This window comes from Sphingomonas sp. Leaf257, assembly GCF_001422185.1.
GTDB lineage: Bacteria > Pseudomonadota > Alphaproteobacteria > Sphingomonadales > Sphingomonadaceae > Sphingomonas > Sphingomonas yabuuchiae.
Map to the genome: position 1 here is coordinate 1 of NZ_LMMH01000002.1, position 18,212 is coordinate 18,212.

The 18,212-nt window shown below is 64.0% G+C and carries 24 protein-coding genes; 2 read left to right on the plus strand and 22 right to left on the minus strand.

Annotation, left to right across the window (positions count from 1 at the left end):
* Together ASF14_RS03055 and ASF14_RS03060 are read right to left on the minus strand one after the other, a co-directional pair.
* Positions 1–602: phage tail length tape measure family protein (locus ASF14_RS03055; RefSeq protein WP_236696910.1), on the minus strand; the 602-nt coding region annotated here is incomplete at both ends.
* Between the two features lie 266 nt (positions 603–868).
* The gene (locus tag ASF14_RS03060) at positions 869–1,828 is read right to left on the minus strand and encodes a hypothetical protein (RefSeq protein ID WP_056431448.1); all 960 of its coding nucleotides are present in this window, start codon (positions 1,826–1,828) and stop codon (positions 869–871) included.
* A 99-nt stretch (positions 1,829–1,927) separates the two neighbouring features.
* Between ASF14_RS03060 and ASF14_RS03065 the strand changes: the two genes are divergently transcribed.
* Together ASF14_RS03065 and ASF14_RS03070 are read left to right on the plus strand one after the other, a co-directional pair.
* The gene (locus ASF14_RS03065) at positions 1,928–2,173 is read left to right on the plus strand and encodes a BrnT family toxin (protein WP_056431452.1); all 246 of its coding nucleotides are present in this window, start codon (positions 1,928–1,930) and stop codon (positions 2,171–2,173) included.
* Positions 2,170–2,442 carry a BrnA antitoxin family protein gene (locus ASF14_RS03070; protein WP_056431455.1) on the plus strand — a complete coding sequence of 91 codons (273 nt, stop codon included), beginning with the start codon at positions 2,170–2,172 and terminating at the stop codon, positions 2,440–2,442. Before ASF14_RS03065 ends, ASF14_RS03070 begins: the two co-directional genes overlap by 4 nt.
* A 1,259-nt stretch (positions 2,443–3,701) precedes the next feature.
* On the opposite strand, the gene ASF14_RS03085 is transcribed toward ASF14_RS03070, so the two are convergent.
* The 20 genes from ASF14_RS03085 to ASF14_RS03170 form a co-directional block, all read right to left on the minus strand.
* The gene (locus ASF14_RS03085) at positions 3,702–4,154 is read right to left on the minus strand and encodes a hypothetical protein (RefSeq protein WP_056431461.1); all 453 of its coding nucleotides are present in this window, start codon (positions 4,152–4,154) and stop codon (positions 3,702–3,704) included.
* Between the two features lie 32 nt (positions 4,155–4,186).
* Positions 4,187–4,399 (minus strand): hypothetical protein, encoded by a 213-nt coding sequence (locus tag ASF14_RS03090; protein WP_156361012.1) that lies wholly within the window; start codon positions 4,397–4,399, stop codon positions 4,187–4,189.
* A gap of 2 nt (positions 4,400–4,401) precedes the next feature.
* A complete protein-coding gene (locus ASF14_RS03095; RefSeq protein WP_056431467.1) occupies positions 4,402–4,836 on the minus strand; it encodes a hypothetical protein in 435 nt (144 codons plus the stop codon).
* Positions 4,833–5,435, minus strand: a complete 603-nt coding sequence (locus tag ASF14_RS03100; RefSeq protein WP_056431469.1) for a hypothetical protein — start codon at positions 5,433–5,435, stop codon at positions 4,833–4,835. Before ASF14_RS03100 ends, ASF14_RS03095 begins: the two co-directional genes overlap by 4 nt.
* Before the next feature lies 1 nt (position 5,436).
* The gene (locus tag ASF14_RS03105) at positions 5,437–5,802 is read right to left on the minus strand and encodes a phage head closure protein (protein WP_056431472.1); all 366 of its coding nucleotides are present in this window, start codon (positions 5,800–5,802) and stop codon (positions 5,437–5,439) included.
* The gene (locus ASF14_RS03110; protein ID WP_056431475.1) at positions 5,802–6,095 is read right to left on the minus strand and encodes a head-tail connector protein; all 294 of its coding nucleotides are present in this window, start codon (positions 6,093–6,095) and stop codon (positions 5,802–5,804) included. The genes ASF14_RS03105 and ASF14_RS03110 overlap by 1 nt, the downstream gene beginning before the upstream one ends.
* A 24-nt stretch (positions 6,096–6,119) precedes the next feature.
* Positions 6,120–6,281 (minus strand): hypothetical protein, encoded by a 162-nt coding sequence (locus tag ASF14_RS21240; protein ID WP_156361013.1) that lies wholly within the window; start codon positions 6,279–6,281, stop codon positions 6,120–6,122.
* A gap of 76 nt (positions 6,282–6,357) precedes the next feature.
* Positions 6,358–7,671 carry a phage major capsid protein gene (locus tag ASF14_RS03115; protein ID WP_236696911.1) on the minus strand — a complete coding sequence of 438 codons (1,314 nt, stop codon included), beginning with the start codon at positions 7,669–7,671 and terminating at the stop codon, positions 6,358–6,360.
* Positions 7,672–7,690: 19 nt separating this feature from the next.
* Positions 7,691–8,620 carry a S49 family peptidase gene (locus ASF14_RS03120; RefSeq protein WP_056431482.1) on the minus strand — a complete coding sequence of 310 codons (930 nt, stop codon included), beginning with the start codon at positions 8,618–8,620 and terminating at the stop codon, positions 7,691–7,693.
* Positions 8,617–9,972 carry a phage portal protein gene (locus ASF14_RS03125; RefSeq protein WP_056431485.1) on the minus strand — a complete coding sequence of 452 codons (1,356 nt, stop codon included), beginning with the start codon at positions 9,970–9,972 and terminating at the stop codon, positions 8,617–8,619. Before ASF14_RS03125 ends, ASF14_RS03120 begins: the two co-directional genes overlap by 4 nt.
* Before the next feature lie 2 nt (positions 9,973–9,974).
* Entirely contained in the window at positions 9,975–11,705 is a 1,731-nt protein-coding gene (locus ASF14_RS03130) for a terminase large subunit (RefSeq protein WP_082442052.1), read from the minus strand.
* Complete coding sequence (locus tag ASF14_RS21990; RefSeq protein ID WP_201780531.1) at positions 11,705–12,184, minus strand: hypothetical protein; 480 nt, start codon at positions 12,182–12,184, stop codon at positions 11,705–11,707. Before ASF14_RS21990 ends, ASF14_RS03130 begins: the two co-directional genes overlap by 1 nt.
* Before the next feature lie 78 nt (positions 12,185–12,262).
* Positions 12,263–12,619, minus strand: a complete 357-nt coding sequence (locus tag ASF14_RS03140; RefSeq protein WP_056431489.1) for an HNH endonuclease — start codon at positions 12,617–12,619, stop codon at positions 12,263–12,265.
* Positions 12,620–12,817: 198 nt separating this feature from the next.
* Positions 12,818–13,291 carry a hypothetical protein gene (locus ASF14_RS03145; RefSeq protein WP_156361014.1) on the minus strand — a complete coding sequence of 158 codons (474 nt, stop codon included), beginning with the start codon at positions 13,289–13,291 and terminating at the stop codon, positions 12,818–12,820.
* A 365-nt stretch (positions 13,292–13,656) separates the two neighbouring features.
* A complete protein-coding gene (locus tag ASF14_RS03150; RefSeq protein ID WP_056431494.1) occupies positions 13,657–15,276 on the minus strand; it encodes a DNA primase family protein in 1,620 nt (539 codons plus the stop codon).
* Positions 15,273–15,680: a GapR family DNA-binding domain-containing protein gene (locus ASF14_RS03155; protein WP_056431497.1), complete on the minus strand. Its 408-nt coding sequence runs from the start codon at positions 15,678–15,680 to the stop codon at positions 15,273–15,275. The genes ASF14_RS03150 and ASF14_RS03155 overlap by 4 nt, the downstream gene beginning before the upstream one ends.
* Positions 15,677–16,885, minus strand: a complete 1,209-nt coding sequence (locus ASF14_RS03160) for a CHC2 zinc finger domain-containing protein (protein ID WP_056431500.1) — start codon at positions 16,883–16,885, stop codon at positions 15,677–15,679. The genes ASF14_RS03155 and ASF14_RS03160 overlap by 4 nt, the downstream gene beginning before the upstream one ends.
* 216 nt (positions 16,886–17,101) lie before the next feature.
* Positions 17,102–17,281: a hypothetical protein gene (locus ASF14_RS21245; RefSeq protein WP_156361015.1), complete on the minus strand. Its 180-nt coding sequence runs from the start codon at positions 17,279–17,281 to the stop codon at positions 17,102–17,104.
* Positions 17,278–17,691, minus strand: coding sequence for a hypothetical protein (locus tag ASF14_RS03165; RefSeq protein WP_056431504.1), 414 nt, complete (start codon positions 17,689–17,691; stop codon positions 17,278–17,280). Before ASF14_RS03165 ends, ASF14_RS21245 begins: the two co-directional genes overlap by 4 nt.
* Before the next feature lie 2 nt (positions 17,692–17,693).
* Positions 17,694–18,212 carry a hypothetical protein gene (locus tag ASF14_RS03170; protein WP_056431508.1) on the minus strand — a complete coding sequence of 173 codons (519 nt, stop codon included), beginning with the start codon at positions 18,210–18,212 and terminating at the stop codon, positions 17,694–17,696.

An 18,212-nucleotide genomic window follows, 5' to 3' on the forward strand; every position in this document is an offset into this window, starting at 1 on the left:
CTATCGCGGGTGGCCGACAGCGACCGATTGCCCGCCGATGCGGCGGCCTCGGCGAACGTCTCCAGCTGCTGCGCCGTCTGGCCGGAGGTGCGGCCAAGTCCGGCCGCGACACCCTCCAGCCGCTGCATGGCGATGCCATATTCGCCCAGCGCACGAACCGCCGCGACGGCGGCCAGAGCCGTGCCCGCCAGCAGCACATTGGTGGGCGTCAGATAGGGCGCGATCTTGGCAAAGCCGTCGACGACATATTTCAGCACGTCCTGCCCCAGCTGGCGCATCGAGGCGGCCGCGCTGCCCCCGCGCGCCTCAATCTGCTGAAAAACATCCCAAATTTGCGGTCCCTGCTGCACAAGGATCATGAACGGGTCCATGCCCATGGAGGCGGTCACGCCCACGTCAGCCAGATTGCGCGTGAGGTTCAGCGTCTCATAGGCGGTCAGGCGCTGCGCCTCGGTCATGTCCTCATGCGAAGCCGTCACGCGGTCCAGCAGCGCCTGTTCCATGCGCAGCTTGGCCGCATATTCGTCCAGTCCGATCGCGCCCGCCGAAACGAGTTTGCGCGCATCTCCGATTTCCTTGTTGAACCGGGACTGGGCGGCATANGGTCGAGGTGAAGGACGGCGTTCAACTCGCAGGTGACGCACTCGACGTCCGGGTCGCTGTTCCATCCGCAGCTTGGCCGCATATTCGTCCAGTCCGATCGCGCCCGCCGAAACGAGTTTGCGCGCATCTCCGATTTCCTTGTTGAACCGGGACTGGGCGGCATAGGCCGGATCGATCGACGCGCGCAGCCGCTCGGCCGCCGATGCCATGTTTTCATGTTCCCGCGTCGCGGCAATCTCGGCCGYCTCATGCTCCCGCATCGCGGTCACGCCCGCCTTAACCCGCGCCTCGAACATTTGGTGGGCGAGGGTAGCCGACCGCAGGGCCTGCGCTTCTTCCTCGGCCGCACGGGCCGCCAGCGCGCTGAAGGTCGCACCGCCATCGGTGGCGCGCGCCCCCTCGGAGGTTGGTCCCCGAACGCCATGTTTTCATGTTCCCGCGTCGCGGCAATCTCGGCCGCCTCATGCTCCCGCATCGCGGTCACGCCCGCCTTAACCCGCGCCTCGAACATTTGGTGGGCGAGGGTAGCCGACCGCAGGGCCTGCGCTTCTTCCTCGGCCGCACGGGCCGCCAGCGCGCTGAAGGTCGCACCGGCATCGGTGGCACGGGGCTGGTTCAACCCGAAATTCTGTTCCAGCAGGCCTTGCAGCTGGGCGCGCTCCCGCAACTGAACGATCAGCGCCGCCTCTGCCTGCGCACGCTCCCGCGCCGCCTCGGCGGCCGCCTTGGCCTCTGCCTCGGCGCGGGCCTGCGCCAGCGCCTCGGCTTCGAACCGGGCACGCCGCGCGGCCGCCAATTCCTTGCCCGACAATTCAGCTTCGGCCGCGCGCAGCCTTCCCGCCAATTCGATGAGGCCCTTTTGCTCTGCCGCCAGTGCCATCGTTTCGACTTTGTTCAGCCGCAACTCTTCGCGGGTCTTGCCGTATGCGTCGCTCTGTTTCTCAATGCGGCTGGTCAGCTGCTCCGCCATTTTTTCCAGCGAGGCAATTTCGCGATTCGCCGCCCGCGTTGCCTGAGGCAAATCAGTGCCAATCGTCTGTATGCCTACACGCACACCGCTCAAATTCAGCATTCCGGCCGACGCGCGCTCAACACGGCCGATTTCTTCGACCGCATTGGCCGTGGATCGATCGATAGCCGCGTCCAGCCGTTCTAGGTCGGCAAAGGACTGTCCGGTATTGATGTTGAAGCCGACGCCAAGCGCAGCATTTTCGAAACCGTCCATTTGCTACGTTCCATAGAAAATGGGCCGCCCGAACGGACAGCCCTATTTGTACATACAATTTATGTTGACGCCTAGGCTTTTCGTGCGTACAAAAAGCCCATGATGATCGTATGGGACGAACCGAAGCGCGCCGCGAACCTTGCCAAGCACGGCATTGATTTCGCTGATATAGACGAAGCGTTCTTCCTGTCCGCGATGATCGGCGAAGCGAAACAAGGCCGCTGGTTCGCGGTTGGACGCCTGAACGGCGTCATCACCGTGATTTTCGCCACGCTGGGCACCGAAGGGCTTTCGATCATCTCGGCCCGCCCCGCCAGCGCCAAGGAAAGGAAATTGGTGGAATGACGAAATACACCCAAGCGGACATGGATGCCGTGTCGGACAACCCCGAACTGACCGACGCCCAGCTGGCCAGCGCCCGGCCGTTCGCCGAAGCGCTGCCCGCCATGGCGGCCGAAATGCGACGTGTGCGCGGCCCCCAGAAAAAGCCGACCAAAATCCCCAAGACGATCCGGCTGTCCCCGGAGGTGGTCGACTATTTCGAAGCGACCGGGGCGGGCTGGCAATCCCGTCTGGACGACGTGCTGAAGCGCTACGTCACGGATCATCGCTGATCAGCCYARCAACCGCTCCAGCCCGGCCCGTTCCGCGTCAATCTCGGCCTTGCTGACCGGGGCCTTCCACGGGGCAGGGCAGGTCTCTGCCTCGGCCCGCCGCCCTTNCAACCGCTCCAGCCCGGCCCGTTCCGCGTCAATCTCGGCCTTGCTGACCGGGGCCTTCCACGGGGCAGGGCAGGTCTCTGCCTCGGCCCGCCGCCCTTCCGCCAGATATTCGACRGACAGGCGGCGAATAAGCCGGGCCTCCCATGGGCAGAGCCGCACCCCGGTCATATGCGACCATGCGGCGATCGTMGGCCAGCYAAGGGCGACSGTKCCCATGCCMGCCGCTTCGACCATGCCCATTTCCATGAACCGTTCGATCAGGTGCGGCATGGGATTGGGCGGCATGGCGTTTTCCGCCGCCTTTTTCCCCATGCTCTCGGCCCGGCTGCGCTTTGTGGCGRCCGGGGCCTTTTCCCACCGTTCGGCCCGTCTGGACCCCTCGGCGGGCTTTGGCGTGGCGGCCAGCCACGCCATTTGCCGAACGTAGAGCGTCAGGCCTTGGCCTACGCTCGCTTGAAGTTTCCCCAGTCAGCCAGGAACCGGGTAATCTGGTTGACGATGAANCCACGCCATTTGCCGAACGTAGAGCGTCAGGCCTTGGCCTACGCTCGCTTGAAGTTTCCCCAGTCAGCCAGGAACCGGGTAATCTGGTTGACGATGAAGCCCAACGCGGGATCGGCATAGGTGGCGCGGTACAGGTCCGCGCCCGTGGCRTCGCCAGCGGGGGGATAGGTGAAATTCTCGAACTGGACGGTGACGGCCGCATAGTCTTCCGCCGTCGTTTCGCGCCGCTGATCGGCCGACATGGCGGACGGCTTGCCCTCATTGTCCTGCGCCCGCTTCAGCGCGCGCTGCGTCTGRAGTTCTTCGATCCGGGCATATTGCGGCGAGGCGGGGCCATAGAGGTGGATACGGACGGGCAGGTCGCCGTCGAACATCAGATTGCCGCTGGCATCCTTCAGGTGGAGCGGCGCGGCGGTGCTGATCGCCTTGGTGGTGATATCGAGCATTGGAAACCTCTTTGCGGCGGGATTGCGCGGGATGCACCGACCCGCCCCGTCCCGCGCAACGCGGGGCGGGCCGATGNTGGTGGTGATATCGAGCATTGGAAACCTCTTTGCGGCGGGATTGCGCGGGATGCACCGACCCGCCCCGTCCCGCGCAACGCGGGGCGGGCCGATGCTCATGATCCGGCTGGAGCCGGAAGGGGGTTAGGCGGGGGCGGGGACCTTCACCGGCTTGGTGCAGATTTCGATAGCCGGGGCAGCGGTCAGCATGGTGTCGGCACCGTCCGCCGTTTCGGGCATCCCGAAGGTGCGGCCCTGAAAATAGCGCATCGCGCCGTCCTGATAGGTGACGGCGAAGGAATAGAGCTTTTGGCTTTCGTCATCGCCCGACGTCTGCAACAGGGTCTGCCCGGCATCGGCGCTGTCGAGCGCGATCGTCGGCGACAGCGCGCCATAATCGGGCGAGCCCTTATACTTCTGTTTGGCGCCCTTCATCGGCTGAAATTCGACCTTGGCGAAGCTGGTGCCGAACGTGCCCAGCTTTTCCACCTGCCCGATCACAAGATACGACAGCGCGGCAAAACCGGCCTTGTCCTGAGTGCCGGGCGTACCGGCGGAAATGGCGAGCATGGTGCCCGCCGCAGTCTGCGAAGTCATAGTGTGTTGCTCCTGTTAAGCGGCGGGATGGATCAGGCGTTGGCCGCCTTGCCCTTGGTCTTGCCCTCGTCGGGCTGGGCGTCGGCCACCTTTTCGACCAGACCGGCCAGCGTCAGGTTCAGCAGTTCGCCAGCGGTCAGCTGCAAATCCTGATCCTTCACGTAATTGGTCTCGGTGCCTGCGTCGGTGAAATCGCGCAGCGCTTTGGCCTTGAACTTGGGGGCTTCGGTCGTCGTATCAGTCATGGTCATGCTCCAGTGAGGGCGTCGTAAGTGACGCGAAAATCTTGGGCCTGTTCGTAGGTGTCGCCGGGGCCATTCACGTCCGGCCCGCGCCCAGCGAGCAGGATGGACACGTTCAGGCCGCCCCCGATCTTGCCGGTGCGATCCGCGCCCGCGTCGGCCACCAAGCCAATCACGGCGCGTTGCTGCGCCCAGCTGACTGCGCGGACCGTCACCGACACGCGATCGGTGCAGCGCCGGGTCGTGCTGCGCTTCAGCCGCTTGCGGTCCACGACGCTGACCGTGCGGACCAGCAGGGCGGGCAAGGGTTCATCACCGGACAGGCGGCCGCCCTTGATGCTGTCGCGGTCAACCAGCGCCAGCAGCGGCGCATAGGCCTGCAACACCGCGCCGATGATCGTCGCCCCGTCGATCACGTCGGGGATAGGCTGGTCGCTCATGCGTCTTCGTCCATGTCGTCGGGGGCCAGGCCTTTCCGGCTCAGGCGGGTGGTGATGTATTTTTGCGCGGCGCGGATCGCCTCGGTTTCCTTCACGTCCAGCGCCGGGCGCAGGAACGGAAAGGCGCGCGATCCGGTGTGAAAGACCTCCGGCCCGACCGGCCGCACGTCCAGCGCCGGGCGCAGGAACGGAAAGGCGCGCGATCCGGTGTGAAAGACCTCCGGCCCGACCGGCCGCCCACCGATCACAAGGGTGGGGCTGGCCTTTGTGTCCTTCAGTTTCTCATTCAGCTTTCGCGCGCCAACGCCGCCAACGGCTGCGATGAAATGCGGCGCAGTCCCGTATTCGAGCCAGACGCCTAGCGAATAGCTGAAGCCCCGCTTGACCGTCACGACGACGCGGATCGTGTCATCCGAGACGGCGCGGGCCTTCACGACGATATCCGCCGCTACGCGCTCCGACTCGCACCGATCGCGCGCTTCCTCGGCGATGACTTTCCCGGCCGCGCGAGCCGCGCCGGGCAGCAGATTGGTCCGGCAATAGTCGGGGATCGCGGCGATATAGCGCTTAACCGTATCGCGCCCCGTGATCTTGGCCACGTCAGGCCGGGTTCCCGGCCGGGGTGCTTTCCTCGGCCATGAACTCGATTAGATAACGCCGCCCGATTTCGGCCGGTCCCGCGACAATTTGCAGCACCCGCCCATCGACAATGAACCGCATCCGGGCTGTCAGCCCCGGCCGGTAGCGGATGCGGATGCGCGCCGGTCGTTTTGCGATCGTCAGGCCTTCCGCCAGATTCTCGCCCCGGCTGGGCAGCGTGTCGCGAACCTCTGCCCAAATCTTGCCGTTGGTCACGGATACCCATTTGCCCAACCCGGCACCCCCAAAGGACTTATCCGCCTCGGGGCGCTCCAGCTGGACGCGCTTATTGGGCCGAAAAGCGGCCTGTTGATCCTTGCCAGCCATCAACCTACCGATGGACGGCTATAGGGGCCGACCAGCGCCGTAAGTGCGGTGAGGTTGGAAAATGGGTTCTCGGGGTTGTTGAACAGGTCGATCAGCGCCACCCGAATGCCATGCACCACGGGCGGGGGAAGCTGGCCGTCCGGCCATCCGCGCTCCCCGGTCAAAGGCCGCTCCATATAGTCCGCGACGAACTGAACGGCGGTGGAAATCAGCGACTGCAACAGGCTGTCGCTGATTTCGTCATCGACCTTCAGCCATTCGCGGGCAGTGGTCAGCGAGACGATTTCCGCCATGCTGCGTACCCCGCCCGCGATCCGTCAGGCCTGCGCCCCGGCGGGGGCGGCCTTCTTGGGTTCCTTGTATTCCTCGGCCGACTTGGCTTCGATCAGCTCTTTCTCGGTCTGGGCATCGAACGCCGCCACTTCATCCGTGTTGTAGATGGTGCCGACCTGAGTGGATTTCAGAAATTTGACCGCCATAGGGTCCTCCAGAAATGGCGACGGCGGACCCGCATCGCGGACCCGCCGTCATAAGATTGAGGAAAGGGCGAGACGCTTACGGAGCCCAGGTCACGCCCGTCAGCACCGCCGCTGCGCGATCGTAGCGCAGCTGCGTGTCGTGCTCTTCGATCAGGCGGATAACCGTTTCGTCATTCGAGAACGCCGCCCGGATGACACCGCCATCGTCATAAGCAGCCGTATCGGAGGCGGCGATGGCCACCTGATAGGTGTCGCCGATCAGGAATTGCGACCAGTCGCCGAAGTACAATTCCGACTCGTTGCCGCCTGCGCCCAGATTGTCGGGAACGGAGGTGGTTTCGCCGATCTTGTAGCCCTTCAGCGTGTTGTTCGCTTCGATCGACGGATAGACGATATTGCCGTTGCCATCGCGCAGACCGGCAAGGAACTCACGAACGCGCGGGCTCATGACCCAGCCGCAGTTGATCATGGGGACGTTCGCGTTCTTCACCGCCAGCGTCATGCGGCCCAGATCGGAGGTGACGCCGGTCAGGTTGGCATTGGCGCTCATGGCCAGCACGTTGGCCGCCGCAACGAGGTAGCGGACGCCGGTTGGCGCAAGGTCGCTACCGACACCGCGCAGGAACTGCTGGTCTTCCTTCACGGCCGCGCTTTCCAGCAGATCGTCACGGACCATCTGGTCGACGCCCCAGCTGGCGCGGCGGATCAGCTGATTGGTGATCGGCACCAGCGCCATCAGCTTTTTCGCGGTCATGCTCAGCTGGCCGACCTTCATGTCGGTCGTCGGGGCGGGGACGCGCTCACCGACATAGCCAGCCTGCGTTCCGGCCGTCTTCTTGCGCATCGTCAGGTTGCCGTCCGGCATCGGCACCGATCGCGCACCGAGATTGCGGATGACGACGCGGGGGCGCAACAGGTCGATGAAATCACGGCTATAGGCCGTGTCGACCAGATAGCCGCCCTTGGTGTTGGTCGACTGTTCCATGTTGGCGACAATCTGCCCGGTTTCATCACCGAACACCTGCTGCGCGTGGTTCGCCATGGCACGCTGATCGTTGCCGCCCGTGGCCGCCACGGCCAGAGCGATGCGGCCGACCATGACGCCGGGCTCCAGCTTTTCCTGCACGGCCGCAGGGACACGACCGCCCGCACCCGTCGCGCCTGCACCGCCGACGTTCAGCGGCTGCGCGGCCGACGCCTTCAGCGCCAGCATGGATTCTTCGCGGCCCACCGCCGCCTGAAGGCGATCCGCCTCGGTCTTGTGCTTGTCGAACGCCGTCTGTTCCTCGGCGGTCAGGTCACGGTTGTTATCGTTCGCGGCCGCGTCGAGGATCGCTTCCATCGACTGGACTTCGGCCGCCAGACTTGCCCGTAGCGCGGTAATGCGCATCGTCATTCTCCTTGGTGGATTACAGCCCGGCGCGCGCTTGCGCCAAGGCCAGGTGGTTCGCCGCGGCGGCCCGCCGGGGCGCTGCCGGAGGGGCGGTTCGGGCAAGCCGTCGGATCGCCCCGTCAAGGCCATCGGCCTCCACGCGGTCGACCATCCCGGCCGCCTTTGCGTCCTTCCCGGTCAGGGTGCCGCCCTTGCCGAAATCGGCCCGGACGGTAGCTTCAGAGACACCGCGCCCCTTGGCGACGGTGCTAATGAACACGGATTCGATGGCGTCGAGCGTCGAGCGCAGAGCGGCCCGGCCTTCCTCCGTCGAAAGGTCCGGCCGCTTGTTCGGCGCGCCGGTGCTGGTGATGTCGATCGACCGCCGCCCCGACATGTCCGGCCCTTCCTGATAGGAAGTCGACATGCACACGCCGATCGAACCCACCACGCCGGTTGGATCAAGGCTGATCCCGCCCGACGCCTGACTGGCGATCCAGTACACGGCCGAACAGCATTGGCCCGACACATGCACCGCCAATGGCTTGGAAAAGTTGGCGACGAAACGGGCAAAGTCGTGGATTCCCGACACCGCACCGCCGGGGCTATCGATCGTCATCAGGACGTTGCGCACCTCCGGCGAGGCCTCCAGCGCCCGCAGATCGGCCGCCACGGCGTCGAGCGTCGTTGCGCCAGACGTGGCCAGTCCCCCGGCACGGGGAAAGACCGGCCCGAACATAGGCACGATGCCGACGCCATCGCGAAGGGCGGCCGTCCGCGTACCCGGTGCCCGCTCCCCCATCCGCGCCGTTGCATCGGCGAACCGCGCCTCATGGCCGTCCCGTTCGACCGCAAGAACGGCGGGATGATCCATGGCCCGCAGGGCGATGGCCTCAATCGCATCGAGATAGGCGGGCACGATCGCCCACGGCTCGGACCGGATCGCGGCCAAAACATGGTGGTTCATTCGTCTTCCTCGGTCTGTTGGGGTGCCGGAAGCGGCCGGGGCGGCGGGGCTGGTTGCTGCCCTTCAATCTGCGATCCCGATCCGACGCGGTATTCGTCACCGCCCGGCCGGTCGTTCATGTTCTCTTTCCGCCGGACCGTGTTGGGGTTCATGATCCCCTTGTCGATCGCGACGGCGTAGGCCTGATAGCGGGTCAGGATATCGCCCTTCAGCATGGCCTCGGGCATGAACTCGAAGAAATGACCCTCATCCGCAAATTGATGGGTCATGTGGGCCGCGCCACGTTCGAAGTGGGCAAGCATCGAATACAGGTACAATTCGAGGCTTTGATGCTCGATATTCGAAAAGGTCGCACGGGTCAGTTCAAACAGGACGTGCGGCGCAACACCAAAGGCCCGCGCTACCTCCAGAACTCCAAAGCCCCGCGACTCGATAAACTGGGAAGCCTTGTTGTCATGGGCCAGAAACTTGGCGTCCATTTCCTGATCCAGCACCGCGACCGAGCCCGCATTTTGCGGCCCCGCAAAGCGCTGTTGCCAGTCGGACCGGATCGCCTCTTTGCCCGGCCGGTCAATCTTGGCCTTGGTGGTCAGAATGGTCGACGGCTGGGCGTTGTTCTCCCAGAACCGCCGGGCGAAATCGCTGGTCGACGCGGCCGACTCGAACGTGTTGCCCAGCAGCTTCAGCCGATCGATACCGACCAGACCGTCACGGCTGAACCCCGGCACGAACCACAGGTCGTTGCGGGTCAGACGATCACGCGATCCGTCCGGCAGCTGGGCGTCGTAAAACATTTCCAGCCCGTCTTGCCGGTCCCAATGCTGAACCGGCGCGATCCCATCCGGCACCAGTCGGCTAAGCGCCTTGGGGCGGTATAGTTCGTCGCGGTGGATGAAGGCCCCGAAGCGTCCGCGCATCAGCAGATCGCCCATCATCAACTCTTTGAGCAGATAGGCGGGCTGGACGGCGTTGGCGCTGGTCGACAGCATCCGGGCTTGGGGCGCGTTGTCGACCCGCTCTTTGCCGTCCGGGGTGTTGCGGTAGTAATGAACGGGCGTCATCGCAAAGAGCCCGCACAACACCTCCAGCGCCCGCAGTACGGCCGGGACGCTCATGGCCCGCGCCTCGCCCATCGGGGCACCCGACCGATTGCCACCCAACAGGTTCAGCACGGTCATCCCCTTGGGATCGTTCAGACCGTCCGCGCCTGCGATCGGGGCGGACTGCGCCGCGTCGCCCCGGATTGGCAGGCCGTCGCCGGAAGGCTGAAACCCTGACTGGGCAGGGGCGACAGGGGACACATCGGCCCGGAGCGCGCGCGCCGCGTTCCGGGCGCGATCGATAAATCCCATGATTAAATCCCTGTATATTCGAATGAACCGGCCGCGACCGGGTTTTCCGTCATCAGCATCACCGCGTTGAACATCGCGGCCAGCGGGTCGATTTTGGCGCTCGGCGTGGCCTTCACGATGGCCACCGCGCTTGCGCCGCGCGGCTCCATCTTCGCGTTGCCGACGCACCAGCGCATGAGTTCCTTGCCCTCATGGCGCAGCGTCCGGGCCGCGACCTTGCGGGCCGCGCCCTTGATGGCAGCGCTCAATTTGTAACCCTGTCCGATCGACCGCAGCTGATTGTCGGGGTCGAAGTCCCGCGCGACCAGTTCGTCCACGATGGCCGACACGCCCACCGGGTCCAGCCCGATCGCGCCGGTTTCGGGGAACAACCCGGCATCCCGGACGCGGCAAAGGGCATCCACGACGCCGCGCACATCCTCGGTCAACTCTTGGCCTTCCTCGTCGTCGTCAGCCTCCAGGTCGATGACGACACAATCGGGCATGACGCACTTGAGTAGGGTTTCTTCCGCGACCAGCTCGTCCAGCTTGGTGGCGATATCCTTGCGCCGCTCCCAAACGACAGACCAAGCCCATGCCCGGCACCAAACCAGCCAGCGTTTCGAGCCCTTTTCCCGGCCGATCAGGCAGAGGCCCAAAAGATCGTCCAGCCCGCCGCCATCGATCCCGGCCACGATGACCTCACATCGGCGGATAAGGTCATCAAGCGTCAGCGCCGTATCGGCCGCCGCATCCCAAAAGTCCGCGCCGGTCCACCGATCCCGTAAAAGGCGGGTGCCAATCTCGACGTTCAGGTGCTTGGCTAGGAATTTCTGCAAATCCCCCGGCTCGCCTGCGCGGGCCTCTGCCAGTTTCTCTTCAATGTACTCCGTGTCGACCGAACGGCCTATGTTCGGGTTGGTGATGTAGAAATTGTCGGGATCGAGATAGGCTTCATCATCAAGCATCTTCTGTGGCCACTCATAGAGCATCCCCAGTTTTCGCTTATTGACGATTTTGCCATCCCGGATGCCCCGGAACTGATCAAGCCGATCCTTGAAGACGCCGCGCGGCAATTCATCGCTATGCGTCGTCAGATAGACGGTGAAACCTTCGCGGCGCGACACCTGCCCGCCGGTTGCTTCCATGAGCATGGCGGACGCACTGGCCTGTTTGCCGAACTGCCATAACTCTTCGACCAGCACGAAGGCGGCCTTTTTCCCACTGACCACGCCCGCATCAGCCGACACCACCTTCAGTTCGGAGTTGTTGACCAGATGCCGAATTTTCCGTTCGTGATCGACCGGGTAGAGGACTTCCATAAGTTCGGGATCGGCGCGAACCATGCCCGCTGCCGGGATGAAGACGTTGTCCGCGACTTCCTTGGTCGGGGCCAACACTAGCAATTCGGCCGAATGACGCCAATTCCGGATCAGGGCCGTGACCATGATCCCGGCCGCGATAGTCGACTTGGCGTTTTTCTTACTGATCAGGAGCATGAACTCCCAGATCAGCCGCTTGCCCGCCTCCGCATCGTAAGCCCCAAAAATCGCGCCGACGAAGTCGAAGACGAACTGTTCGCACGCCTCGCCGAATGTCGGCATTCCCGGCACGTCGACGATCCGCAGACCCTTGAAGATTTCCAGCGCGGCTTCCGCCTCATCCGGAAACAGCGGCTCCATCGCGATCAGCGATTCACCCGCGACGATCCGCCGTTCCCAATCGGGGCAGGCGGTCGACCACTCCAAGCCCATCAGCTGTTGAGCCTGGGCGCAGGTGGAGGCGCATACTTACCGCGAACCTCAGATGCCCGTTGCTGGGCCGCCACCTTTTTCCCCGGCTTCGCGGCCTTCGGTGGCGCTCCATTCGTGCCCCGGTTCGCGACGCGATCCGCGACCTGTTCAAGGTGCCCTTTGTCCAGGCGCTTGAAGAGTTCCTTTTCGGCCGTGACGTTGCCTTCAGCGGCCGCGTCATTCAGGCGGCCCAGCTGCGTCATTTCCATGCGCAGGCGGGCGTCTTTACGCTTAGCGCATTCAGAAAAATAATGTTTGCGCAGCGTCGGGACGGACACCCCGATCGCCGTTGCCGCCTCTTTCTCGCTTAGGCCGCGTGCGAAGGCCAACAGGACCTTATTGGAGTTCGCCTTGGTCCGCTTATGCTCAGGCCTTCCACGGGCCTCCCTGTCCAACTGGATGGGATCGCCAAACAGATCGACATCCAAATCCTCGGCCACTACAAAAAAATCCCTGCGTGAGAGCGGTTGCGGTCTAAGGGCAGGGGCGTCCCAGAGATTGGCCCCACCCCCCACCTGTCAGCGGGTGCGATGCTCCTGCCGTTGCTTCGCGCTGTCGTGGCAGGGCTTGCAGAGGCACCACACGTTGTCCTGATCCCAGAACATGGCCTCATCGCCCCGATGCGGTTCGCGGTGGTCCGCGACCAGCTTGGCCGTGTCAGGCTCGACGCGACCGCACCCCGGCCATTGGCAGGTGAACAGATCGCGCGTGAGAATGACCATGCGCAGGCGCTGCCATCGCGCCGTCTTGTACCAGCGCCGCCACGGCTGGGCGTCCCGCTCCCTGTCCCGCTCAACCCGCGTGCTGGGCGCGTCCCGGCCGATCCGTGACCGCAACCCGTTCAGGCGCGGCTTCAGTCCAGTCAGTTTGACCATACACCACCAAAGGAAAGGGCGGCGAGGCCGAAGCCGCGCCGCCCTGAAAGGCTGAGGGAGGAGTGGAAGCCGCGCCGCTAAAGGCCCGTCCCCAACGTAGCTAGAAATACGCTCGCAAAGGTCCGTAAACGAACAGCGATATTTCGCGGTACGGAACAAAACCGGCTTGACGGCTACGGACGCGGAAATCCGCCATTCTTAGGCCTTTGCCGCGTTCACGCGAACCGTAAGCGCTGCCATGACCCGGCTATATCGCATCCGAAGGGTATCGGCGGTCAGTCCCGCGAACTGCCCCGCCATCTCTTTCCACGACACCCGAGCGCGTTGACCGCCCTTGGCCAGCTGCGTCACCGCCAACACCACCAACCGCCGATCATCATCAACCGGGATCAGGCGAAGCCACGCTACAGCCTCATCACGCTCGGCAATCTCATATCGAGCGAGAGGCAGGCGCGGCACCGGCTTTTCCTCATGCGCCGACCAGTCGGACCATTCGCGCTGGATCAGATGCCACGGCCCGTCACTGGCGAACGGCCAGCGACCGCCCGGCATCCGCCAGCACAACCGCACCGCCTTGATCAATCGCCCCTCCACATCAGCGAAGGCCAGGAACTCGCCACGATCGCGGGCGGCGCGGGGATCGATCGATTCGGCCTCCATATTATCCAACATCTTGTGTCTCTTTTCTCTACGGATAGTTGGGATAGTTATAAGGGAATGAGCCCGCGCGCCCGCCCAAGCGCGCACATAAGGGCTCAAGTTAGAAAACGCGCCGTACTGTCCGTAACCCGCCGTTACACCGGCGAACCCCGCAGAATTGTGCGGTTTCTGGCCACGGCGGGTTAGGCTTAAACCCGCCGTTATCGACCCTCGAAACCCGCCGTTGCAGGCCCATGCCCGTCCCGGCCGAACCGCTCGCGCCATGCCCGGCACGCCGATCGCGCGCCGTTTTTGGGCTTTTACGGCGGGTTTGGGGCAACTGTCCGTAACCCGCCGTCCACAACATATAGTGGTTCAGCGCCGCTCCAATCGGCCGATCAGAACGCATAGTCATCATCCTCTAGCCCAACGGAGGGTTCACCACCAGCGCCCGCCACGGGCGGGAGGGAACTAGCGGCCGCGCTGGCAGGATCGTCCCCGGCCCCGCTGGTGGGCAGATAGGCTTCACGGCGCAGCTTGATACCCTTGCGCCAGCGAACGCCCTTGCTGTCCTTTTTCACGCCATGGTGCTTGTCGCGAAGTGCCCGGCCAAACGCCGTGGCGCTCATGACCTGTTCCCGGCCGTTATTCTCGCACCATGCCTTGAAGTGGTCGTACAGCGCCTTGGCACTCTCCACGGCCGTCTTGTCGGCCGTATCGCACCATTCAGACATCCATTCGCCCAGCGGGGAGCTATCGGCCCAGAAGTCGCTAAGCACTTCGGACATGGCTGTCGGTTGCGGGATCGTCCGCGTGGTCAGCCACTGCAAAGCGCCCTCAATCAGCCAATTAAGGATACCCGATCGCTCGGCCTCCAATTGCTCCAATACCAAATCGATCGGCATGTTACCGGCCGGAGTTTCTTCAATCGAGACGGACCACTGATACAGCTTGAATCGACGACGAAAGCCTTTGTCATCGGCAGGGGCGCGGGGAATGATGTTGCATTCGCTATGCATCTTGAAGCGCGGTTTGAACGTCACCTCATTCGTCTGGTTCGCCCCGCGCGCCGTCACCTGCGATCCGGTAATTTGCTTGATAACGCCACCATCCCACACTGATCGGGGAGGCGGTTCGTCGCACGTCACAAAGCGGATATCACCGCGCAGCCGCACAAGGTCGGAGCGATGCTCGGAACCCGCCTTTTGGGTGCTGCCCTGAAGGAATGTTGCGACCGACGCATGGCGGTAATAGTCGCCATGGAGCGATCCAAGCGCCATATGCGTCACAGATTTGCCATCGCCGCCCTTGCCCTGATGAACATAGAACGCCTGATCGGAGGTGAGCCCCGTCAGCGTATAGCCATAGAGCGGCTGAAAGCTGGCCAGCTGCTCCGGGTCCGGCGTCAACATCGCCAGCCGCTCCATCCAGAACGGGCACTTGGCCGCCGGGTCATATTCAACATTGGCCAGCATCATCAGCATGTCGCGCGGATCGTGCGGCTTGGCCTTCACCGACCACTTGCCGTTTTCGCCCTTCACGAAACGTAGCGTGTGACTCATGGTGTTGTAGACCAGCGGGTCGGTGTCGAAATCGGTACTCACTGCCGTCAGCATGGACCGGGCCTGTTTCAGCATTCCGGCCGTGCTACCTGCGCTGCCCGATCGGACAGCATGAGTGCGCAGCGTCTTGACCCGCTCTTGCGCGATTTCGAGAGTGCACCAACTACCGACGCGATCCTTCAGCTTGATCGCGTCATCGGCAATCGCTCCCAGTGTCTCCGCTTCAATGTCGATATGCTGGATCGTCTGATGCGCCAGGCGCTGCGCCTCGATGTTACCGCGCTCGATAGCCCAGCGCCGCCCATCATAATGCGCCCAGATTTGCAGGTCTTCCAGCCACAGCAGTTTGCCGCCCACGACTGCAACCAGCCGGGTGGCATTGCCGTAGTCGCTGGTATCGAGCCACGCCATCTTGAGCGGGTCCGCGACCACCATGGGGATAAATGCATCGCTCATTGTTCGGCCGCTCTCCGGCCTGCGATTAGCGCCAGACCCTTGTTCATGTCAGCCCGACGTCGGTTGAGCTTTTGTTCAACCTGATCCTCGGGCGCGAAGATTTTCAGCAATGCCCGATCGCGGGCGGTATCCATCATATCGTCGAATTTTGCCGCCTTGCCGTCGACAACAGTTCGATACAGGTCGAAAATTGCTTCTGATTCATCGACAACTTCGCGGCCGTGCTTTTCAACCTTGCATTGCCAGCGCGCGACCTCTCCTATCTTGGTCCCGTCAAAGCCGTCGCCTTTCGCTTCCTTCTTCAGGTCACGCATATCGGCCTGAAGGTCCCTGACCTGATCCAAGATGGCTTTCGCGCGACGCACGTAACTGGCCAGCAAGTCTTTGCTGTGCCCCTCGCTCATAGTCCCTCCCTCAAAACATCATTGAAATCTTGGCCCATGGGCGGCCGGGCGGCGGTGACTCGACACCCCCGCAACCGCCACGCTTGGACGAAAAGCTGCGCGCAGATTTCGGCCCGTTCGGCCGTGCTGACGGCGCGCCGCACGATCGGACCGCGCGGCCGGTCCATGACGGGAACGCCAAGCCACTGGCCGGTCTGCCGATCCCGCATCCCGCGAAGGGGGGCCATGTCCGCATCAACCAGCCCCACCACCAACCCCGGCCGCTCCCAAGTAAGGGCGGCAGCGCGGGCAGCGTCTGGAATGATATCGAACAAGGGCAACGCGCCACGGACCAGCTGCGCCGCGCCTTGAAGGTTGCTCAAACTGAGCGCCGCCAATCCAATCGCGTTGTCAGGTGCCTTCAGGACTTCCATGCCCGACAGCACCGTCTCATTGCCTTCACCGACATAAAGCGGGGCGGTGGGGTCATAATGACCCAGCAACACCCCACCGCCAGCGACCGCGCCCAGCATCTTGCGGGCGGGCATGTCCGAACCGTCCCTGCGCTTTCTCACCATCTTTCCGGCGAGATCGGGGCGCAGGTATGTGACGTGCAGGCCCATGGCCGACCAGTCACCCGGCCTCCGCACCTGCGCCACGATCGCGGGCGCACAGGGCACGCTGTCCGGCCCCTTGTTCACGGGCCATGCCGCGATCGGCGCCAGACCCACGAACCGAAAATCGCAAAGCCGTTCCTCGGTCAGCCAACGGTCTGGAATCCCGCGCGAACGGAAATAGGTTCGGCATTCGTCGAACCCCGGCCGGGCAATTCCATCGATATGTGCCGCCATGACGGCCGAATCGACGGCTTCGACCGATCGCCCGGCCCGCTCGACTTTTTGCCGTTTGGCGGGGGCGGCCCGCAGGCCGGATAGCCCGTGGTCATCCTCCAGCTTGCGCAGCGCCTCCACGAATGGAACCTGATAGTAATCCTGCACGAACCGCAGCACGTCACCATGCCAGTCGCACCCCCAGCAACGGGCATGGCCCGCCTTGCGGTCGACGGCGAGGCTATCGGATTTGGAGCCGTGAAACGGACACTTGCCGCGTGGCTTATCGCCCCGGCCCAACTGGACACCGGCCGCCCCGATCACGCTCGCAATGTCGACTTCTGCCCTTACCTTGGCGATGCGGTCCCGGAAGGCGTCCTTATTCTGCCCGGTCATCGCCTGTCCGCCGCGCCGCCTGCGCCCATGGGGAGCGTGCGTTCAGCCATTCCGTCGCGGCGATAGAGGCCCGTGCCTCCAGATGCTTCGCACGGCTGGATCGTGTGTCACAGATTTCGGCGCGCATATCGCGTGGCAGCAACGGCCAGCAGCGATCACACACCGCTTGCCATTTGCGCCGCGACGATCCGCAGCCACGGACAGGACAAAGCCAAGTCACAGCCCCGCCGCCTCAATACGGGCAATCTGGCGTTCAAGCCGGACGCGCGCATTCGCCGCGCGATCCCATGCCTTCCGCCGATCGGCCGGATAGACATCGGGATCGCGTGCCACGTCCATATGCTCGCGATACAGAGCGAAATCGCGCCGCATGGCTTGGGAAAGGGGCGCGCTCATATGTCGCCGTCCCATGGGCCAAGCGTGTCGGATGGCGGAAAGAACGATTCGGGGTGCTCGCCGAAAAACGCGCGAACCCGGCTATCCATGAACACGGCCGACTCGGCGTTGATCAGGCTCCAGTCCGTCAGCTTGGCGAGGCTGTCGACCAACATGCGCATCATGGACATGGGGGCATCGACCCCACACATCGCCCAGCCGGTCGGCAGGTGCGTGACCACCCAAGCCCAGCCGCAGGCATCACCCGGCAACCGCTCGCCCCACAGGGCCACGCGCGGCCGGAGATCGACGCCGAACGCGCCTTTGATCCAACCGGCCGTGGCAAATTCCTCCGTCCCGCCGGTCTTAACCGGGCCGCGCACGCGAATGCCGCCGGGCGTCCAGCCGTCCCAACCGGGCCAAGTGTCCACGGTCAAAACTTCCTCCTGATTGTCATCTGGCCGGTGGCAAGAATCGTCGCCTGACGATGCTCCTGCCTGCCCCAATTGGTGATGTGGATTTGCCGGTCGCCTGCCTCGGGCTTTTTCAGCTTCCGAAGGGCGTTGCTGGCATCATCGGCGTGGGCCAGCCCGCACCGCTTGGCCAACTGGCGATCGGTGGGCATGGGCTCTCCGGCCGCGACACAGCGGGCAATCTCGGCGAAAACACGAACGGAACGGCTGCACGGGTCTTGGATCGCAATTGGCGACTCAATCCGTTGCGCCACGAAATCGAACCCGCGACCATCCGGGCGGCGCGGCTGAAATGTACGGATCAGCCCCAGGTCGACCATCGATCGCGCCGCCTTCCACACAGGCTCGTTGCGTGGCGGCTCTTTGCCGGTGGCAAAGGTCAGGCGATCACCGATGCTCGCCATCATGACCCATTGCCGCAAGGCGGCTTCACTGGCCGCCAGCGTGACGGCCTTAGATTGGGCAGCAAGCCCCCCCAT